This window comes from Haemophilus sp. HMSC61B11 (assembly GCF_001838615.1).
Classification (GTDB): domain Bacteria; phylum Pseudomonadota; class Gammaproteobacteria; order Enterobacterales; family Pasteurellaceae; genus Haemophilus_D; species Haemophilus_D parainfluenzae_AD.
In genome coordinates this window covers 44311-63085 of sequence record NZ_KV837957.1, presented here as the reverse complement: position 1 = coordinate 63085, position 18775 = coordinate 44311, and the positions used below count along the sequence as shown (strand labels likewise).

Sequence of the window (18775 nt, the reverse complement as noted above, 5' to 3'; positions counted from 1 at the left end):
AAAGTGCGGTTAAAAATAACCGCACTTTTTCTTTATCTAAACTTTCATTACAGAATGAATCGACTTAAATCTTCATTCTCAATCACTTCGCCCAATGCCTCAATCACATAAGCGGCATCGATATTCACGGTTTGACCGTCCATTTCGCTCGCATCAAATGAGATTTTATCCATTAAACGTTCCATAACGGTATGTAAACGTCTTGCACCGATATTCTCTGTTTTCTCATTCACACGGAAGGCGGCTTCGGCAATTTTCTTGATCGCATCTTGTGTAAACTCAATGCTCACGCCTTCTGTCGCCATAAGCGCTTTATATTGTTCTGTTAAAGACGCATTTGGCTCAGTTAGAATACGCTCAAAATCTTCCGCCGTTAATGCAGACAACTCAACACGAATCGGTAAACGACCTTGCAACTCTGGGATTAAATCTGATGGACGAGCCACTTGGAATGCGCCCGATGCAATAAAGAGAATATGATCGGTTTTTACCATACCGTGTTTGGTATTAACCGTTGAACCTTCCACTAATGGTAATAAATCACGTTGCACACCCTCACGAGAGACATCTGCGCCACTGTATTCACCTTTTTTACAGATCTTGTCGATCTCATCAATAAACACAATACCATTTTGCTCAACGGCATCGATGGCTTTTTGTTTCAATTCTTCTGGATTAATCAATTTGGCCGCTTCATCGTCAATTAAGGTTTTTAATGCATCCTTAATTTTCATTTTGCGTTTTTTGGTTTTATCCGAACCCAGGCTTTGGAACATGGATTGCAACTGATTAGTCATTTCTTCCATGCCTGGAGGTGCCATGATTTCCACACCCATTGAAACGCCCGCAGACACATCAATTTCGATTTCTTTATCGTCTAATTGTCCTTCACGTAACTTTTTACGGAATGCTTGGCGAGTGCTGCTATTGGTATCGTGGTTTTCCACTTCACCCCATTGATTTTTCGGTGGTGGCAATAAGGCATCTAAAATACGATCTTCCGCCGCATCTTCTGCTTTCGCACGATTTTTCGCAATTTCTTGTTGGCGAACCAATTTCATCGCACTGTCCGTTAAATCACGGATAATGGAATCCACTTCTTTCCCTACATAGCCCACTTCGGTGAACTTCGTTGCTTCCACTTTAATGAACGGTGCATTAGCTAATTTTGCAAGACGGCGTGCAATCTCGGTTTTACCCACACCAGTTGGACCAATCATTAAAATATTTTTAGGGGTCACTTCATGGCGAAGTGGCTCTTGCAGCTGCATTCGTCTCCAACGGTTACGTAATGCGATCGCAACCGCTCTTTTTGCCTCTTTTTGGCCGATAATATGTTGATCTAATTCGGAAACAATTTCACGAGGGGTCATTTCAGACATAATTTTTCCTTACTTATTCGGTAATTCTTCAATAGTAAAATTCGTATTAGTGAACACGCAAATATCACCGGCAATTTTTAAAGATTTTTCTACAATCTCACGGGCTGATAAATCAGTATTTTCCACCAACGCACGGGCTGCCGATAATGCATAATTACCGCCAGAACCAATGGCTAAAATCTGATCGGCTTCCGGTTGTACCACATCACCAATACCGGTAATGATTAAACTTTCTTTTTCATCCGCTACAATCAGCATTGCTTCTAACTTGCGTAACGCACGATCGGTTCGCCAATCTTTGGCTAATTCCACCGCGGCTTTTAACAAATGCCCTTGATGCATTTCTAATTTACGCTCAAATAATTCAAATAAGGTGAACGCATCGGCTGTGCCGCCTGCAAAACCAGCTAAAACTTTACCATTATATAAACGGCGTACTTTGCGGGCATTCCCCTTCATCACTGTATTACCTAGTGAAACCTGTCCATCGCCCCCAACAACCACTTGGTCATTACGACGTACGCTTACAATTGTTGTCATTCTTTTTATCCTTCTTTTAAGAAAAGTTACTCGTTATATGGCGATCGATTCCGCCAAATTCAAGGGGTAATTTTTCTTTGATGATTTATTAGACAATCAGTTAAAAAAAATGTGACAAAGATCATAAATCAAAATAGCAAACGTTTGCCAAAGTTTTACTCCAAAATTTTAAAGGAATATGATTTGTTACAAATAAAACAAACTACTTAATGAGGAAAACATGAAAAATTTACTTAAACTTTCTGCCATTGCAATTTTAGCGGTAAGCGCAGTCTCTACTTTTGCATCAAACAAAGAACCTTACACTGAACAAGGTACGAATGCTCGTGAAATGACTGAGCAAAAACCGATTCACTGGATCTCTGTTGACCAATTGAAAAAAGAATTGGAAGGCAAAGCACCCATTAATGTGAGCTTCGACATTGATGATACTGTACTTTTCAGTAGCCCTTGTTTCTATCACGGCCAAGAAAAATACTCACCAGGTAAAAATGATTACTTAAAAAATCAAGATTTCTGGAATGAAGTGAATGCAGGTTGTGACCAATATTCTATTCCAAAACAAATTGCGGTGGATTTAATTAATATGCACCAAGCACGTGGTGACCAAATTTATTTCATTACCGGTCGTACAGCAGGCGATAAAGATGGTGTGACACCAGTGCTACAAAAAGCCTTTAATATTAAAGACATGCATCCTGTAGAATTCATGGGTGGTCGCAAACTTCCAACTAAATATAACAAAACACCGGGTATTATTGAGCACAAAGTGAGTATTCACTATGGTGACAGCGATGACGATATCCTAGCCGCAAAAGAAGCAGGTATTCGTGGTATTCGTTTAATGCGTGCCGCTAACTCAACTTATCAACCAATGCCAACCCTTGGTGGCTACGGCGAAGAAGTATTGATTAACTCAAACTACTAATCTTTATAAAAAAGTGCGGTTATTTTTGACCGCACTTTTCTTATCTAGTGAAAATCCTCTGAATTTTTAAAAAGTTTCTGGGAATATGCTAAAATTTTTGCGTTTCTAGGAGCCTATTTATGTCAGAACTCACGTCTAATCAATATTTAATCATCATTGCCGTACTGCTTTTTATCAGCATTGTGATGCTTTTTCTATTAAGCCGCAGCAAACGAGATACGCAAGAATTACAACAAGATCTCAATAAAACCATCGAAGATTACAATCAATTAGCTAAGCGTTTTGATTCTTTAAGTGCGGTCAAAAATCAATTAGAACAACAAGCCGTTAAAGCGCAAACTCATGCAGAAGGTTTGCAAACCCGCCTGAATGAACGTGATGAAAAAATCCAATATTTAGAAAAAGAATTAGATGAAGAGCAACTCCGTCACGATCAAATTGGCGGGCAAATCACCGCATTAAAAGAACGTTTTGGGATAGCATCTGCACAAGCCGAAAGCTTGCAAGGTCAATTACAACAAGCTCAGGAAAATCTACTTAGAAAAGAACAAGAGCAGCAAAAAACGCAGGAAAAATTGACCGCACTTTCACAGGAATTAACAGAGCTCAAAACCACGCTTTCCGAAAAAGAAAAGCATTTTGCTGAACAGCAACAGCATATTGAACAATCCAAACAACAGCTTGGCGTAGAGTTCCAAAATCTGGCCAACCGCATTTTGGAAGAAAAAAGCCAATCCTTTAATCAAACCAATCAGACGGCATTGGAAACCTTGTTGAAGCCCTTCCGTGAACAAATCGAAGGCTTTCAAAAACGAGTCAATGAAATCCATTCGGAATCAGTAAAAGGCAATGCGGGTTTAGAAGCGGAAATCAAAAAGGTGTTGGAAATTGGCTTAAACATGTCGAAAGAAGCCAATAATTTAACCTCTGCGCTAAAAGGTGAAAAGAAAACCTTAGGCAACTGGGGAGAAGTGCAACTTGAACGTGCACTTCAACTGGCTGGGCTCATTGAAAATGTGCATTACAGTGCACAGGCCCATTTTAAAGATGAACAAGGTGGACGAAACTATCCTGATTTTGTGCTGAATCTGCCCGATGAAAAAAACATCATCATTGATAGCAAAATGTCATTGAATGCTTATGAAAGTGCGGTCAATTCCAAGGATGAATTCGAACGTGAGCGTTTACTAAGGGAGCATATTAAAGCCCTGAAAAATCACATTGATGACTTGCACCGCAAGGATTACAGCAATTTGATTGGCATGCGCAGCCCTAATTTTGTTTTGATGTTCATCGCTGTGGAACCCGCTTATATTGAAGCCTTAAAATTAGACCCAAGTCTGTTTAATTATGGCTACGAGAAAAATGTCATTATGGTGTCGCACACGACCCTCATGCCAATTCTACGCACGGTGGCGAATTTATGGCGTATCGAACGAGGTAACGCCGAAGCCAAAGAAATTGCAGAAAAAGCAGGCGAAATTTACAACCAGATTTGCCTAGTGGCAGAACGGTTGAACAAACTGGGCAACACCCTTTCCACCGTGAGTAATCAATACAACAGCACTGTCACTGCCCTTGTGGGACAACAAGGTTTAGTGGGGAAAGTGGAACGCTTTAAAGACTTGTCAGCGAAAGCTAACAAGAGCATGCCAAACGTTGAATTGCTCAATAATGACGTGGATTTAACGCGCCTATCCCTTATCACTACCGAGAATGGGGTAAAATAAAGCATACCTGTTGAATTTTTCTTTAAAAGCGGCTATTTTCTTGCCGCTTTTTTATTTGAATTTTTATTTGTGGGGAATTTTATGGCGACAGAACAAAAAGAAATCACGGATCCATGTGCAAAATATAACGAACAAACCAGTTTTCTAAGCAAAACAATTTTTGCAAGTCGTTGGTTACAAGTGCCCATTTACTTAGGTTTAATTGTCGTGCAAGGCATCTATGCCTATAAGTTTATGAAAAACTTGTGGTATCTCATCACCAATGTTAATGAAATGGATACAGACACCATTATGCTCGCCGTCCTCAATCTCATTGATGTAGTGATGATTGCTAACTTATTAGTAATGGTAACATTAGGTGGTTATGAGATTTTCGTTTCAAAACTTCGTACGAAAAATCATCCCGATCAACCTGAATGGATGAGTCATGTGAATGCAACTGTGCTGAAAGTTAAACTTTCCATGTCAATTATCAGTATTTCGTCGATTCACTTATTGCAAACCTTTGTGAATGCCTCAAAAATTCCTGAAAAAACGATTATGTGGGAAGTGATTATTCATTTTTCTTTCTTGATTTCGGCAATTGCAATGGCTTATACCGACAAAATTCTCTACAGTACAAGTCATAAAAATCATTAGTACACAAAGTGCGGTCAAAATTGACCGCACTTTTTGTATTTAAACCTATAAAAATATTCACTTTATACTTACAATAAAATCTGATAACCTGAGCAAATCACTATATTATTATCACGTATCTTTTAATAAGGAAATATATCTCATAATAAGGAAATATATCTCATGTTATCTCATAAGATTAAGCTAATTTTTCTAGTTGCGTTTACACTCTTTTTAACAAGTTGCTCAACAATGTATAACCCATTAGACACTTTATACTGGCATGGTAAAGAAGACTATGAGTTTTTTGCTCGAAAACGTTTACCGGATGAATCTTATCAATGCTTTAAAGACAATGAAAGAAGTTATATTCACGCTTATCGACTTGCTCTTTATGATTTACAAACCTATGAAGTTGGCAGAAACGCTAGAACAATCTTTCTAACAACAGAAAAAGTATATACTGGTGGCCATACATGGACTTATGTATTTACGGATGCAAGCCATAAAATCACATCTATTAGAGATGCCACAGGGTTTGGAGACATTGAAAAAGAATTTGGTTGTGGTGAGTATCAAGAAGCAGTAAAAATTGCTACACCAGAAGAACTAAAAAAACGCAAAATTAAACCTAGATTATGGGCTGCAATTGTTCGCACTCCAGAAATAAATCAAATGATGTGGGCTTCTGATGCAGCTTATAGTACTCTTGAGCAAGCCAAACAAGATTCACTAAAACAATGTCAAGAGTATGGTGGCAAAGACTGCCAATTAGTGATTGGTATAAGTAATATGTGTTTAGGGCTAGCTAGTGGTCGAGATAGTAGTGGTATGAGAGATTACTTCGGAAATAGCATCATTCCTGAGCACGCTAAAGAAATGGCGGTTGAAAATTGCCAAGCGAAAGGAGGTTCATCTTGTAAGCCTAGCCCAGCCCCTTCGCTTTGCGCCCTACCGTGTGATATGCTTAAAGATAAAACTTGTAACTTCGATAGCCCTCAGGTCATCATTCCAGGAGTTAAAGGCGGAAAAGCATTTAACGTAGCATTAGATGGTAATGTACTTAAATAGTAAATAATATTTTCAAAGTGCGGTCAAATTTGACCGCACTTTTGTTTTTTAAAACTCATCTTGATGTTTAAATTTCAATAAATCTCGACGTTCTTTTTTATTTGGACGACGATCAGGATGTGGCATTGAAAGCGCATTATTTTTTCTTGCCCACGCCATTTCTTCCCGTTTTTTCACACTCTGTGCTGTTTCTTGGTAAAGCAGTTGAGCCTCAGGTGCACCACGACGTTGATCGCTCAACGCAATCACTTCAATTTCTTTTTCATCGCTGCCTTGGCGAAGTTTAATCATCGCCCCGATTTCTACATTTTTACTTACTTTGGCACGCTGACCGTTGTAATGGACTTTGCCCCCTTCAATCATCGCTTTCGCAATGCTACGAGTTTTATAAAAACGCGCCGCCCAAAGCCATTTATCTAAACGCACTTCGTTATTTTCAGCCATAACTCTTCCTATTTCTCTCACTTTGCGTATGATGAGCCAATGACAAGATAATAGGGCTAATATGATGAAAAAACAACTTCCACACATTCTCTCCCTTTCTACGGTGGCAAGATCCCGTTTGTTTGAAATTCAAGCTGTCGAACTCAAATTCTCCAATGGAATTGACCGCACTTATGAACGTTTTCGCCCTTTCAATCGAGATTCAGTAATGGCAATTGCCATCTATGGTGAAGATTTACTCCTGGTTCGTGAATATGCGGTCGGAACAGAACAATATGAATTAGGTTTTGTAAAAGGTGGAATGGATACGGGAGAAACACCCGAACAAAGTGCGAATCGCGAATTACAGGAAGAAATTGGCTTTGGGGCAAAAAAATGGACGTTTTTACGCACTATGAAGATCAATCCACAAATTATGGGCCATAAAATGCACATTTTACTAGGTGAAAATTTATACCCAAATCAACTGGAAGGAGACGAACCTGAGCCATTAGAAATCGTACGTTACCCTTTATCTCAACTTGACGCGCTATTGATGAGCGATGAATTTAATGAGGCAAGAAACTTAACCGCACTTTATACATTGCGAGATTATTTAAAAAAACGTCAATAAATCGAATAGATTTAAATAAATTCAAATTATAAATACTTCACTTTAAATAAAACTTGAATAAGTTTCATTTTTTTGAGAATGTATGGAAATTTAAAAAATAGGAAAAACCATGCTTCATAACAACTTAAAAGAATTAACCTTCCGAGGAATGTTTCTTGGTGCATTAATCACCGTGATATTTACCGCATCTAATGTTTATTTAGGGCTTAAAGTAGGGATGACTTTCGCCTCCTCCATTCCAGCTGCCGTAATCTCTATGGCAATTTTAAAATTCTTCAAGGATTCCAGTATCTTAGAAAATAACATGGTGCAAACTCAAGCTTCATCAGCGGGAACATTATCTTCTGTTATTTTCGTTCTTCCGGGCCTATTAATGATGGGTTACTGGCAAGAATTCCCATTCTGGCAAACTGTGCTTATCTGTGCCTCCGGTGGCACCTTGGGTGTATTATTCACCATCCCGTTACGTCGTGCTATGGTCGTAAACAGCGACTTACCTTATCCTGAAGGTGTCGCGGCAGCTGAAATCTTAAAAGCAGGCAATAATGACGAAAGTGACAGCGGTGTAAAAGATATCGCTTATGGCGGTATTTTTGCAGGAACTGTTGCATTCTTAACCAACGCATTACGCGTCATGTCTGATAGCGCAAGTGCATGGTTCTCCAACGGCAAAGCCGTTTTCCAATTACCGATGGGTTTCTCTCTTGCATTAGTAGGTGCGGGCTACTTAATCGGTATTGTAGGAGGTCTTGCGATGTTATTCGGTACATTCCTTGCATGGGGTGTAGCGGTACCTTATTTCACTGCAACAGGTGATATGCCAACTGATGCCTCTATTGTTAGTTATGCCATGGCTGAATGGAAAACGAAAGTTCGCTTTATTGGTGTGGGTACTATCGGTATTGCAGCGATTTGGACATTATTAATCCTTCTCAAACCAATGATTGAAGGGATGGTTCATTCTTTCCGTATGTTAAAAGGCTCACAAGCTGAATCAGAAAATCGTATTGATATCGACTTATCACCAAAAACCATCATTTACATTTTATTGGCGACTGTCGTGTTAATCGTAATTTCTTTATATCACTTCGTTGCTACGGCACCAATTTCTGCTGAACTTGCCATTTTATTAGTGGTGGTTTGTACTCTACTTGCTGTGTTAATTGGTTTCTTCGTCGCAGCGGCATCGGGTTATATGGCGGGATTAGTTGGTTCATCCTCTAGCCCAATTTCAGGTATTGGGATTATTTCTGTGATCGTGATTTCACTTGTTTTAGTAACCATTGGTAAAAGCAGTGGCTTATTTGAAACTGCAGATGGTCAAAAATTCTTAACCGCATTAACCTTGTTCACCGCATCGATCGTTTTAACCACAGCAACGATTTCAAACGATAACTTGCAAGACTTAAAAACCGGTCTTCTAGTTGAAGCCACCCCTTGGAGACAACAGGTTGCATTGATTATCGGTTGTTTCGTTGGTGCGTTAGTGATTGCGCCAGTATTAGAAATTTTATACCACGCTTATGGCTTCACGGGTGCATTACCGCGTCCAGACATGGACCCAACGCAAGCGCTTTCTGCACCGCAAGCAACCATTATGACCACCATCTCACAAGGTATTTTTACCAACCATTTAGAATGGACTTATATTTTAACTGGTGTGGGGTTAGGTATTGTATTGATTATTGTGGATGCATTTATGCGTAAAACCAGCAAAGGTCGCTTTGCCTTACCAGTATTAGCGGTAGGTATTGGTATTTACTTACCACCATCAATCAATATGCCGGTTGTGGTCGGTGCTGTGATGGCATGGCTTATCACTCGCAATATTAAGAGCTATGCAAAACGCACTAACAATACTGAAGTGGAGAAAAAAGCAGAACGTTTCGGTACACTTTTTGCAGCTGGTTTAATTGTGGGGGAAAGCTTAATGGGCGTAATTTTAGCTTTCATTATCGCAGCCTCAGTGACATCAGGCGGCTCTGAAGCACCATTAGCCTTAGAATTAGAAAACTGGGATAATATGGGTGAATTACTTGGTCTTGCCGTATTCATCTTTGGTATTTTTGTTTTCATTTCTCGCGTATTACGTGCGAAGAGATCAAAATAACAGATGAAAATAGGCTATCTTCGGATAGCCTATTACAGGAGTATAAAATGTCAACTCAATCCCCCTATTTGAATGCAATTATTCTCTTTCCACTTATTACACAAGTGATTGGAAGTAGTATAGCTTATGTTGTTTTTGAACTAGACTATTACCGAGAAGGCTATTTTGACTCAGCCTTATTCGGTTTTTTTTTGACATTTTGGTTATTCACCGTACCCACAATCATTATTGCCTATTTTACTAAACGCTGTGGTTACCTTCGATATCAATGGAAAAAAATCCTCTTTCTCTCGTTTATTATTGTTTTTTGTTACTCGAGTACAGGTAATTTGATAATAGCTCCCAATACAAAATACCTTACTGATCGAGCATTATTCGTACTTAGCGGTTCTATTATTATGACAATCTATACAATCATTATCCTGCCACTGCTATTGCCTAAATCAAAGTAGAAAATAAGCATGCTATTATCTCAATCTCTTCTCGATCAAATCCTTAAACTCGCCAATGAAGCAGGAAAACATTTAGCTCGTTTTTACCAACAGGATGTGAAAATACAAACTAAATCGGATAATACCCCTGTCACGGAAGCAGATTTATTTGTCAGCCAATTTTTAATCGAAAAATTGACCGCACTTTTCCCTGATATTCCTGTTCTTTCAGAGGAAAATTGCAATATTCCCTTTAAACAACGCCAAACTTGGCAAACTTATTGGCTAATCGATCCCCTTGATGGTACACAGCAATTTATCGATCGCACAGATCAATTTTCGGTGTTAATTACACTCGTGCAAAACCACCAACCTGTACTGGGTGTTATTCACTTCCCTATTTTGAATATCACCTATTACGCAATGAAAGGTTTTGGGGCATTCAAACAAAGTAACAAAGAGATAACACGCTTACAGCCAAGAAAAATTGATCTTACAAAACCGTTAAAAATCGCCGTTGGCGCGACCACTTCACAAGAAAAAGTGCGGTCAATTTTAACGAAGAATTTGTTATGCAAATTTACGGTGGTCGGTTCTAGTAGTTTAAAAAGTGGTTTAGTCGCAGAAGGAACCGTTGATTGCTATATTCGCCTCGGTAAAACCGGTGAATGGGACACGGCAGGTTCTGAAATTTTATTAGCTGAAATCAATGGCGGAATTTTCGATCCACACTTTCAGCCACTCACCTATAACCAGCGTGAAAGTTTAATTAATCCAAACTTTGTGATGGTGTCAGATAATACACAAAATTGGGCATCTGTCTTTCAATTTAATTGATTGGTTCGATTGGTAAAGTGCAGTAATATATTGCATTATTTAAAAAAACTACTCGGAACAATAAGGAATAATATGCAAACTAATAATAACTGTATCGTGATTTTTGGTGCTTCCGGTGATTTGACTCACCGTAAACTCATTCCAGCACTTTATAATCTGTTCAAATTTGGTCGTTTAAACAAATTTTCTGTATTGGGTGTCGCGCGTTCAGAATTAAACGATGACACTTTCCGTGAAAAAATGCGTGAAGCGCTACTTGAAACAGAAGAAACCACGCCAGAAACGCTAGACGCTTTTTGTAGCCATCTCTATTATCAAGCCGTAAATACATCTGATGCAGCCGATTACGGTAAATTAGTACCTCGTTTAGAAGAATTACATACTAAATATCAAACGAATGGCAACACCCTTTACTATATGTCCACACCACCAAGCTTATATGGTGTGATTCCAGAATGCCTTGCAGCTCATGGTTTAAATACAGAAAAAGAGGGTTGGAAACGCATTATTGTTGAAAAACCTTTTGGTTACGATGAAAAAACAGCACAAGAACTCGACGTCCAAATTCATCGTTTCTTTGAAGAACATCAAATCTATCGTATTGACCATTATCTTGGTAAAGAAACCGTACAAAACTTACTTGTTTTACGTTTCTCAAATGGGTGGTTTGAGCCTCTCTGGAACCGTAATTTCATTGATTATGTGGAAATTACCGGTGCTGAATCAATTGGTGTAGAAGAGCGTGGCGGTTATTATGATGGCTCTGGTGCAATGCGTGATATGTTCCAAAACCACTTATTACAAGTTTTAGCCATGGTAGCAATGGAACCGCCCGCAATCATTAATGCGAACTCAATGCGTGATGAAGTGGCCAAAGTCATGCATTCTTTACGTCCATTAACGCAAGATGACGTTGAGCACAACTTAGTGCTTGGTCAATATACTGCAGCGGAAATTGATGGCAAAGAAGTCAAAGGCTATTTACAAGAAAAAGGCGTTCCAGCTAACTCTCGCACTGAAACCTTTATGGCATTACGTTGCGAAATCGAAAACTGGCGTTGGGCTGGCGTACCTTTCTATGTGCGTACAGGGAAACGCTTACCGGCACGTGTGACGGAAATTGTAATTCATTTTAAAACTACTCCGCACCCTGTATTCAGCCAAAATGCACCAGAAAATAAATTGATCATTCGTATTCAGCCTGATGAAGCCATTTCAATGCGCTTTGGTTTGAAAAAACCAGGTGCAGGCTTTGAAGCCAAAGAAGTATCAATGGATTTCCGTTATGCCGATTTAGCCGACGAGCAAGTACTCACGGCTTATGAACGCTTATTACTTGATGCGATGAAAGGCGATGCGACACTCTTTGCGCGTACTGATGCCGTACACGCTGCATGGAAATTTGTTCAACCGATTTTAGACTACAAAGACGCAGGCGGTCGAGTTCATGAATATGAAGCGGGTACTTGGGGACCAGTTGCCGCTGAAAAACTCATTGCGAAAAGTGGTCGCGTATGGCGTAAACCAAGCGGTAAAATGAAGAAAAAGGTTTAATCATCAATATCTCGCCTTCTTCAATAAATAGAAGAAGGCTTATCACCGAATAGAGAGAAACAAACATGAACACCATTACCTTCCCAACAGCTCAGCATGCTGTTGAAAAGATTGCTCAAGAATTTGTGATTTATAGCCAATTAAATCACCCTGTGCATATTTCTCTTTCTGGCGGTTCAACGCCTAAGCTGTTATTCAAAACTTTAGCCAAAGCGCCTTATACCGAACAAATCAACTGGAAGAATCTGCATTTTTGGTGGGGCGATGATCGCATGGTTCAACCAACCAATCCAGAAAGCAACTACGGTGAAGTGCAAAAGCTCTTATTCGATCATATTCAAATTCCCGCAGAAAATATCCACCGAATTTGTGGCGAAAATGAACCTCACTTTGAGTTAAAACGCTTTGAAGAAGAATTAAGTGCGGTCATTCCAAACGGTGTTTTTGATTGGATCATTTTAGGTATGGGGACTGACGGTCATACAGCTTCTCTCTTCCCACATCAAACTAATTTTGATGATGAAAACCTAGCTGTCATTGCTAAACACCCTGAAAGCGGTCAAATTCGCATTTCTAAAACAGCCAAACTCATTGAACAAGCCAAACGCATTACCTACTTAGTCACTGGTGAAAGCAAAGCTGATATTTTAAAAGAAATCCAAACGACTCCTGCAGAAAATCTGCCTTATCCTGCTGCCAAAATTAAAGCAAAAAATGGGGTGACGGAATGGTATTTGGATAAAGCAGCGGCGGCATTATTGTAATACGCCTACACAAAGGAACTTCAAGATGAAAAAAATATTGTTATTAGCTTTATTACCCGTAACCTCAATGGCTGCCTCAATCAAAGGTATTGGAGAAATCTACCAAGATTGGGATTTAATCTGTGATAACACGGGTACTTGTCGCATGGCGGGTTATCAAGAGAATAGAGATGATCCAGTGTCCATTTTATTTACTCGAGAAGCAGGCGAAAATACACCTGTGGAAGGGGAACTGACTATTTTACCATTCGGTGAAAATGACCGTGATATTCAAGTGGGTCAAGATGTTGAAATTTGGCTAAACGACAAATCATTAGGCACTATCAAGCATATTTCTGATAGCAATCCAGATAAACTCACTGAAGAACAAACCAAGGCAATACTTAGCGGATTGACAAAAGAAAGCGAAATTCGTCTTACCTATGGTAAAACCACGCTCAGAGTGTCTGACAGAGGTGCCGCAGCTGTAATGCTAAGAATGGATGAATTCCAACAGCGGTTAAACACACCTTCGGCTCTCATTCGTCGAGGCCAAGAAAAACATGCGGTATTAGCGCCACAGACTGCACCCAAAATTGAGGTAACAAGTGTAAATAACCGCAAAAAAATAGAATTAAAACGCGGCGAAAAACAATACGATAACGTGCTAGCATTATTACGTAAAACTTACAACGGTTGCAAGGATGAAGATGAAGTAAGCCAAGATATAACGCTTTATCCCTTAACACAAAATAAGGTATTAGCCGAGGTACTTTGTGTCAGAGGTGCTTATCAACGTACCAATTACTATGCAGTACTTGATGACAAATTGAGTAAAGTAGAACAAATCTTGGCGGGGCTATACAACGAAGCAGGCTATGATGAAAAACAAGGTTATGCATTTGTAAGAGGCACTTACAAAGGACGCGGATTAGGTGATTGCTTGGGGGGGCAAGATGCCGTATGGAATGGCAAAATCTTTATCCGCACCTCAAAATGGACGACTGGATCTTGTAAAGGTTTTGGCGGTGGTGCATGGCAGTTGCCGATTTTTGTTAGTAACATTATCGTAAAATAAAAACTCACGATTACTACAAGCGATTAAATTTTACGAATATTCTTTTAGGAATTTATAAAATGAAAAAAGTTATTCTTCTCTCGCTATTACCACTTACCACAATGGCAACGCCAATAAAAGGTTTTTTTGAAAACTATCAAGATTGGGATTTAGTCTGTGATAATTTAGGAACTTGTCGCATGGCAGGGTATCAAGAAGATGAAGGTTTTGATAACCGAGTTTCACTTTTATTCACCAGACAAGCAGGCGAGGATGCTCCCATTAATGCAGAATTAATTTTCTTGGATTATGATGAAAATGATAAACCGATAAAACTAGATGACAAAATCCAAATTATCTTAAATGGTAAATCGCTTGGAACCATACAAAATTTAAAAAATAGTTCGTCTAAATTAAGTGCAAAACAAACTACCGAATTATTAACCGCATTAAAAGATCATGCCGATATTCAATTCATTTCTGGCCAGTTTAAAAGGTATATTTCAGACAAAGGCGCAACAGCTGCAATGCTTAAAATGGATGAATTCCAACAACGATTAAATACACCTTCAGCACTCGTTCGTCAAGGTCAAGATAAACGTGCTGTATTAGCCCCACAAGCTATTCCTAAAATTGAAGCAGTAAAAATCAACAATCGAAAAACGGTTGATCTACAACGAGGAGAAAAAAATTTTGATAATGTATTAACGTTATTACGTCAAAGTAACGGTACTAATGAAAATGCTGATAATTATTGTAGTGCACTTCACCAAGATGAAGGTTGGAGTGGACTTATCACTCAATATCCATTAACAAAAGGCAAAGTTCTAGCCGAAACTATTTGCATTATGGCTGCCTATCAACACTATAACTACTATGCAGTAATGGATGAAAAACTCAGTAAAGTAGAACAAGTACTGGCAAGTCAATATAACGATGTTATGTATGATGATAAAAAACACATCTTAACTGTAATAGGCTCATTTAAGTCACGGGGTATTGGTGATTGTTGGCATGGGAAAGAAGCTGTCTGGAATGGAAAAATATTTATCCGCACTTCAGAATGGACAACTGGGTCTTGTAAAGGTTTTACTGGTGGTGCATGGCAATTGCCTATTTTTGTGAGCGAGATTAACGTCAAATAGAAATTTATGCTTATAGAGTGTGAAAAATAACATTTCACGCATGCAAATATTCCATCTTCAGCATAGGAAACTTAATATGATTAACTATAAAACAAACTATCCTATTTCAGTTGAGCAATTTATTGAATTGCTAAACAAAACAACGCTCGGGGCTCGCCGTCCGTTAGAGGATGAAAAACGTGTCGCGACGATGTTGCATCATGCAGATTTATTAGTCACCGCTTGGGACGATGAACAATTAGTGGGTGTGGCACGTTCCATAACGGATTTTGTTTATTGCTGTTATTTATCTGATTTAGCAGTTGATGAACAATATCAAAAGCAAGGTATCGGCTTGCAGTTAATTGAACACACTAAACAAGCCTTACATCCACAAGCCAAAATTGTGCTCTTATCTGCTCCACAAGCAGTGGATTATTATCCGCATATTGGATTTACACAGCACATGAGTGCATGGACAAAGAGTTAAAAAACGCTTGGAAAAGTAACCGCACTTTTAGGTAGCAAGAAGATGGATTACTGATAGCGCACGCTTCATAGCGTGTGTTTGTGGCAAAGGCACACGTTTGGAAACGTGTGCCATCGTGGGTTCAATCAATTAATGGTTTAATAGGATTATGAACTTAGAATCTAACACCATTGGTATTTTAGTCAGTTGTAGTAGCGTGGTTGCAACAATTATAACTGGTTGGATTGCTATTTGGATTTCTCAAAAGACTTTTTCTTATTCTCAAAAAAAACAAGATTTTGAGTATTTAAGTTATGCTATAGAAAATTTTGCCTCCATCTCAGAATGGAGGAGAATTAAACGACAATTATTTTTTAGAACAATATCTTATTTTAAAGGATTAGACGATAAACAGATAATATTATTAATAACCATATTAAAGAATGATAAGAATTCTGATTTGGTTAAGTTAAATATAATAACTAGAGGAATAAAAGAGAAATTAATAAAGTTATTATATAAAAACAACTCAACAGTAATAGAACCCATGTATAAAGATAAGTTCAGTTACCTATTATTTAGAAAATCTAGTTCTTATAAAATATTTTCTTGGCTTTTATTCTTTGTTTGGTTGTTTTTCATACTGTGTATTAGTATTGAGATAAACCTTATATCTAAAAGTATAATAACTTTTCATTTATTGTCTTTACCTTTTGTATGGATTCCTGAGTTCTATTTACTAAGAAGTATCGATAAGAGAGAGCAAATAGATAAACTAGAGGCCTACGCGCCAGCGTAAATAAAAAACAATTGAAAAAACGACCGCACTTTTTGCGTGTAGTCATGTGGTGCAACTTGTTGCACCAAAGTATTCAAATCGGTACAACAACTTGTACCCTACCAACAGGAGAAAACAATGTCAGTAAAAGGCGACATCGGTGTTATCGGCTTAGCCGTAATGGGGCAAAACCTCATTTTAAATATGAACGACCACGGGTTTAAAGTGGTAGCGTATAACCGTACCACATCTAAAGTGGATGAATTTTTACAAGGTGCAGCAAAAGGCACCAATATTATCGGCGCATACTCTTTAGAAGATTTAGCTTCTAAATTAGAAAAACCACGTAAAGTGATGTTAATGGTGCGCGCGGGTGATGTGGTGGATCAATTCATTGAGGCATTATTACCGCACTTAGAAGAAGGCGACATCATTATTGATGGTGGTAACTCAAACTATCCAGATACAAATCGTCGTGTAAAAGCATTGGCTGAAAAAGGTATTCGCTTTATCGGTTCGGGTGTTTCGGGCGGTGAAGAAGGCGCGCGCCATGGGCCATCTATCATGCCGGGTGGTAACCACGAAGCATGGCCATATGTCAAACCAATCTTCCAAGCAATCTCAGCTAAAACCGAACAAGGTGAGCCTTGCTGTGACTGGGTTGGCGGTGAAGGCGCAGGCCACTTTGTGAAAATGGTTCACAATGGTATCGAATATGGCGATATGCAATTAATCTGTGAAGCTTACCAATTCTTAAAAGAAGGTTTAGGCTTAAGCTATGAAGAAATGCAAGCTATCTTCGCAGAATGGAAAAAAACTGAACTTGATAGCTATTTAATCGATATCACCACCGATATTCTTGGTTATAAAGATGCTGATGGTGAACCATTAGTTGAAAAAATCTTAGATACAGCTGGCCAAAAAGGAACAGGTAAATGGACGGGTATCAATGCATTAGATTTCGGTATTCCATTAACCTTAATCACTGAATCCGTCTTTGCTCGTTGCGTCTCTTCATTTAAAGATCAACGTGTTGCCGCTAATCAATTATTCGGCAAAACAATTCAACCTGTTGAAGGCGATAAAAAAGTTTGGATTGAGGCGGTACGTAAAGCTTTATTGGCGTCAAAAATCATTTCTTACGCACAAGGCTTTATGCTGATTCGCGAAGCCTCTGAACAATTTGGCTGGAACATCAACTACGGCGCAACAGCGTTGTTATGGCGTGAAGGTTGTATTATCCGTAGCCGTTTCTTAGGTAACATTCGTGATGCATATGAAGCGAACCCAGATTTAATCTTCTTAGGTTCAGATAGTTACTTCAAAGGCATTTTAGAAAACGCATTAAGTGACTGGCGTAAAGTGGTCGCAAAATCTATCGAAGTAGGCATTCCAATGCCTTGTATGGCATCAGCTATTACCTTCTTAGATGGTTACACGTCAGCCCGTTTACCAGCAAACTTATTGCAGGCACAACGTGACTACTTCGGCGCACATACTTATGAGCGTACCGACAAACCACGCGGTGAATTCTTCCACACCAACTGGACAGGTCGCGGTGGTAATACTGCATCCACCACTTATGATGTGTAAGTAAAAAACTCGTGATAAACTCACCGCACTTTGTTCGCATAAAGTGCGGTTTATTTTTACCTTATTTTGGAGAAACCTATGTTATCTCAATCACGCTTAGATAAAATTTCAGAAATGGAAAACCTTCTCAATGAAGCGGAAAGTTTCTTAGCCGAAGCGGAACAATTTCTTGAAAAATGGCAAGCCTTCTTACCCAAAATGAAAACCTTAGAACACTATTATTTTGATGGTGACTGGCGAGAAGATTATCAAGCTTATGAGGACGGTAAGATCCCCGAGGATATGCCTTGTGGTGTATTAAGTGAAGATTTAGTGTTTAATGCGAGTACGGGGCATCATAGTTTGGCGATTGAATATTTGAAAGTGGTTGCGAAAGTATTAGATCAAGCTAAAGATTAACATTCAATATATTTAATTGTTCAGAAAAATAGCGAAAAACACATATTTTTGAACTTTCATTCATCTCTGTTTGTCTTACGGATTACTATCATGATAGATAGTTTTATATGTTAAACACGGAGAGATCCTATGAAATTAATTGGAAAATCACTTGTTATCGCGATGACTGTTATTTCCCTTGCAGCATGTGGGAATATGAGTCGCACTCAAAAAAATACAACAGCTGGCGCGGCTATCGGTGGCGCAGCAGGCTATATGATTGGCGGTAATGCCGCAACGACATTAGGCGGTGCCGCATTAGGTGGCTTAATCGGTAGCCAAGTTCATAAATAGTCAAAAAAATAACCGCACTTA

The 18775-nt window shown here is 38.9% G+C and carries 20 protein-coding genes; 17 read left to right on the top strand and 3 right to left on the bottom strand.

Annotated elements, in window-relative coordinates; all coding sequences use genetic code 11:
* Window positions 1–47: 47 nt before the first annotated feature.
* Window positions 48–1382 carry an HslU--HslV peptidase ATPase subunit gene (gene hslU / locus HMPREF3263_RS02085; protein WP_049380770.1) on the bottom strand — a complete coding sequence of 445 codons (1335 nt, stop codon included), beginning with the start codon at window positions 1380–1382 and terminating at the stop codon, window positions 48–50.
* 9 nt (window positions 1383–1391) lie between these two features.
* Entirely contained in the window at window positions 1392–1922 is a 531-nt protein-coding gene (gene hslV, locus HMPREF3263_RS02080; protein WP_049381424.1) for an ATP-dependent protease subunit HslV, read from the bottom strand.
* 220 nt (window positions 1923–2142) lie between these two features.
* On the opposite strand from hslV, the gene aphA reads away from it, so the two are divergent.
* The 4 genes from aphA to HMPREF3263_RS02060 all read left to right on the top strand — a co-directional run bounded on the left by aphA (window position 2143) and on the right by HMPREF3263_RS02060 (window position 6269).
* Complete coding sequence (gene aphA, locus HMPREF3263_RS02075; protein WP_070852899.1) at window positions 2143–2850, top strand: acid phosphatase AphA; 708 nt, start codon at window positions 2143–2145, stop codon at window positions 2848–2850.
* Between the two features lie 119 nt (window positions 2851–2969).
* Window positions 2970–4580, top strand: a complete 1611-nt coding sequence (rmuC, locus tag HMPREF3263_RS02070; RefSeq protein WP_070852898.1) for a DNA recombination protein RmuC — start codon at window positions 2970–2972, stop codon at window positions 4578–4580.
* 81 nt (window positions 4581–4661) lie between these two features.
* Complete coding sequence (locus HMPREF3263_RS02065; protein ID WP_070852897.1) at window positions 4662–5219, top strand: TIGR00645 family protein; 558 nt, start codon at window positions 4662–4664, stop codon at window positions 5217–5219.
* Window positions 5220–5450: 231 nt separating this feature from the next.
* The gene (locus tag HMPREF3263_RS02060) at window positions 5451–6269 is read left to right on the top strand and encodes a DUF4189 domain-containing protein (protein ID WP_005695132.1); all 819 of its coding nucleotides are present in this window, start codon (window positions 5451–5453) and stop codon (window positions 6267–6269) included.
* Window positions 6270–6317: 48 nt separating this feature from the next.
* Here HMPREF3263_RS02060 and hslR read toward each other — a convergent pair whose 3' ends face one another.
* Window positions 6318–6713, bottom strand: coding sequence for a ribosome-associated heat shock protein Hsp15 (hslR, locus tag HMPREF3263_RS02055; RefSeq protein ID WP_005698885.1), 396 nt, complete (start codon window positions 6711–6713; stop codon window positions 6318–6320).
* Window positions 6714–6774: 61 nt separating this feature from the next.
* Between hslR and nudE the strand changes: the two genes are divergently transcribed.
* From nudE to HMPREF3263_RS01990, 13 genes are all read left to right on the top strand, one after another.
* The gene (gene nudE, locus HMPREF3263_RS02050; RefSeq protein WP_070852896.1) at window positions 6775–7326 is read left to right on the top strand and encodes an ADP compounds hydrolase NudE; all 552 of its coding nucleotides are present in this window, start codon (window positions 6775–6777) and stop codon (window positions 7324–7326) included.
* A gap of 109 nt (window positions 7327–7435) precedes the next feature.
* Window positions 7436–9436: an OPT family oligopeptide transporter gene (locus HMPREF3263_RS02045; protein ID WP_070852895.1), complete on the top strand. Its 2001-nt coding sequence runs from the start codon at window positions 7436–7438 to the stop codon at window positions 9434–9436.
* 47 nt (window positions 9437–9483) lie between these two features.
* A complete protein-coding gene (locus HMPREF3263_RS02040) occupies window positions 9484–9888 on the top strand; it encodes a hypothetical protein (protein WP_049371848.1) in 405 nt (134 codons plus the stop codon).
* 9 nt (window positions 9889–9897) lie between these two features.
* Entirely contained in the window at window positions 9898–10704 is an 807-nt protein-coding gene (gene cysQ / locus HMPREF3263_RS02035) for a 3'(2'),5'-bisphosphate nucleotidase CysQ (protein WP_049371849.1), read from the top strand.
* 72 nt (window positions 10705–10776) lie between these two features.
* Window positions 10777–12258 carry a glucose-6-phosphate dehydrogenase gene (zwf, locus tag HMPREF3263_RS02030; RefSeq protein WP_049371850.1) on the top strand — a complete coding sequence of 494 codons (1482 nt, stop codon included), beginning with the start codon at window positions 10777–10779 and terminating at the stop codon, window positions 12256–12258.
* Between the two features lie 65 nt (window positions 12259–12323).
* A complete protein-coding gene (gene pgl / locus HMPREF3263_RS02025) occupies window positions 12324–13022 on the top strand; it encodes a 6-phosphogluconolactonase (protein ID WP_049371851.1) in 699 nt (232 codons plus the stop codon).
* A gap of 25 nt (window positions 13023–13047) precedes the next feature.
* Entirely contained in the window at window positions 13048–14079 is a 1032-nt protein-coding gene (locus tag HMPREF3263_RS02020) for a DUF1176 domain-containing protein (protein ID WP_070852894.1), read from the top strand.
* Between the two features lie 59 nt (window positions 14080–14138).
* The gene (locus HMPREF3263_RS02015; protein ID WP_070852893.1) at window positions 14139–15203 is read left to right on the top strand and encodes a DUF1176 domain-containing protein; all 1065 of its coding nucleotides are present in this window, start codon (window positions 14139–14141) and stop codon (window positions 15201–15203) included.
* A 76-nt stretch (window positions 15204–15279) separates the two neighbouring features.
* On the top strand, window positions 15280–15672 hold the full coding sequence (locus tag HMPREF3263_RS02010; RefSeq protein WP_070852892.1) for a GNAT family N-acetyltransferase: 393 nt from the start codon (window positions 15280–15282) through the stop codon (window positions 15670–15672).
* A gap of 148 nt (window positions 15673–15820) precedes the next feature.
* Window positions 15821–16450, top strand: a complete 630-nt coding sequence (locus HMPREF3263_RS02005) for a hypothetical protein (RefSeq protein WP_070852891.1) — start codon at window positions 15821–15823, stop codon at window positions 16448–16450.
* A gap of 117 nt (window positions 16451–16567) precedes the next feature.
* Complete coding sequence (gene gnd / locus HMPREF3263_RS02000) at window positions 16568–18022, top strand: decarboxylating NADP(+)-dependent phosphogluconate dehydrogenase (protein WP_049374836.1); 1455 nt, start codon at window positions 16568–16570, stop codon at window positions 18020–18022.
* A gap of 78 nt (window positions 18023–18100) precedes the next feature.
* On the top strand, window positions 18101–18421 hold the full coding sequence (locus tag HMPREF3263_RS01995; RefSeq protein ID WP_049371857.1) for a DUF4298 domain-containing protein: 321 nt from the start codon (window positions 18101–18103) through the stop codon (window positions 18419–18421).
* A gap of 129 nt (window positions 18422–18550) precedes the next feature.
* On the top strand, window positions 18551–18754 hold the full coding sequence (locus tag HMPREF3263_RS01990; RefSeq protein WP_005695111.1) for a hypothetical protein: 204 nt from the start codon (window positions 18551–18553) through the stop codon (window positions 18752–18754).
* Window positions 18755–18775: the final 21 nt, after the last annotated feature.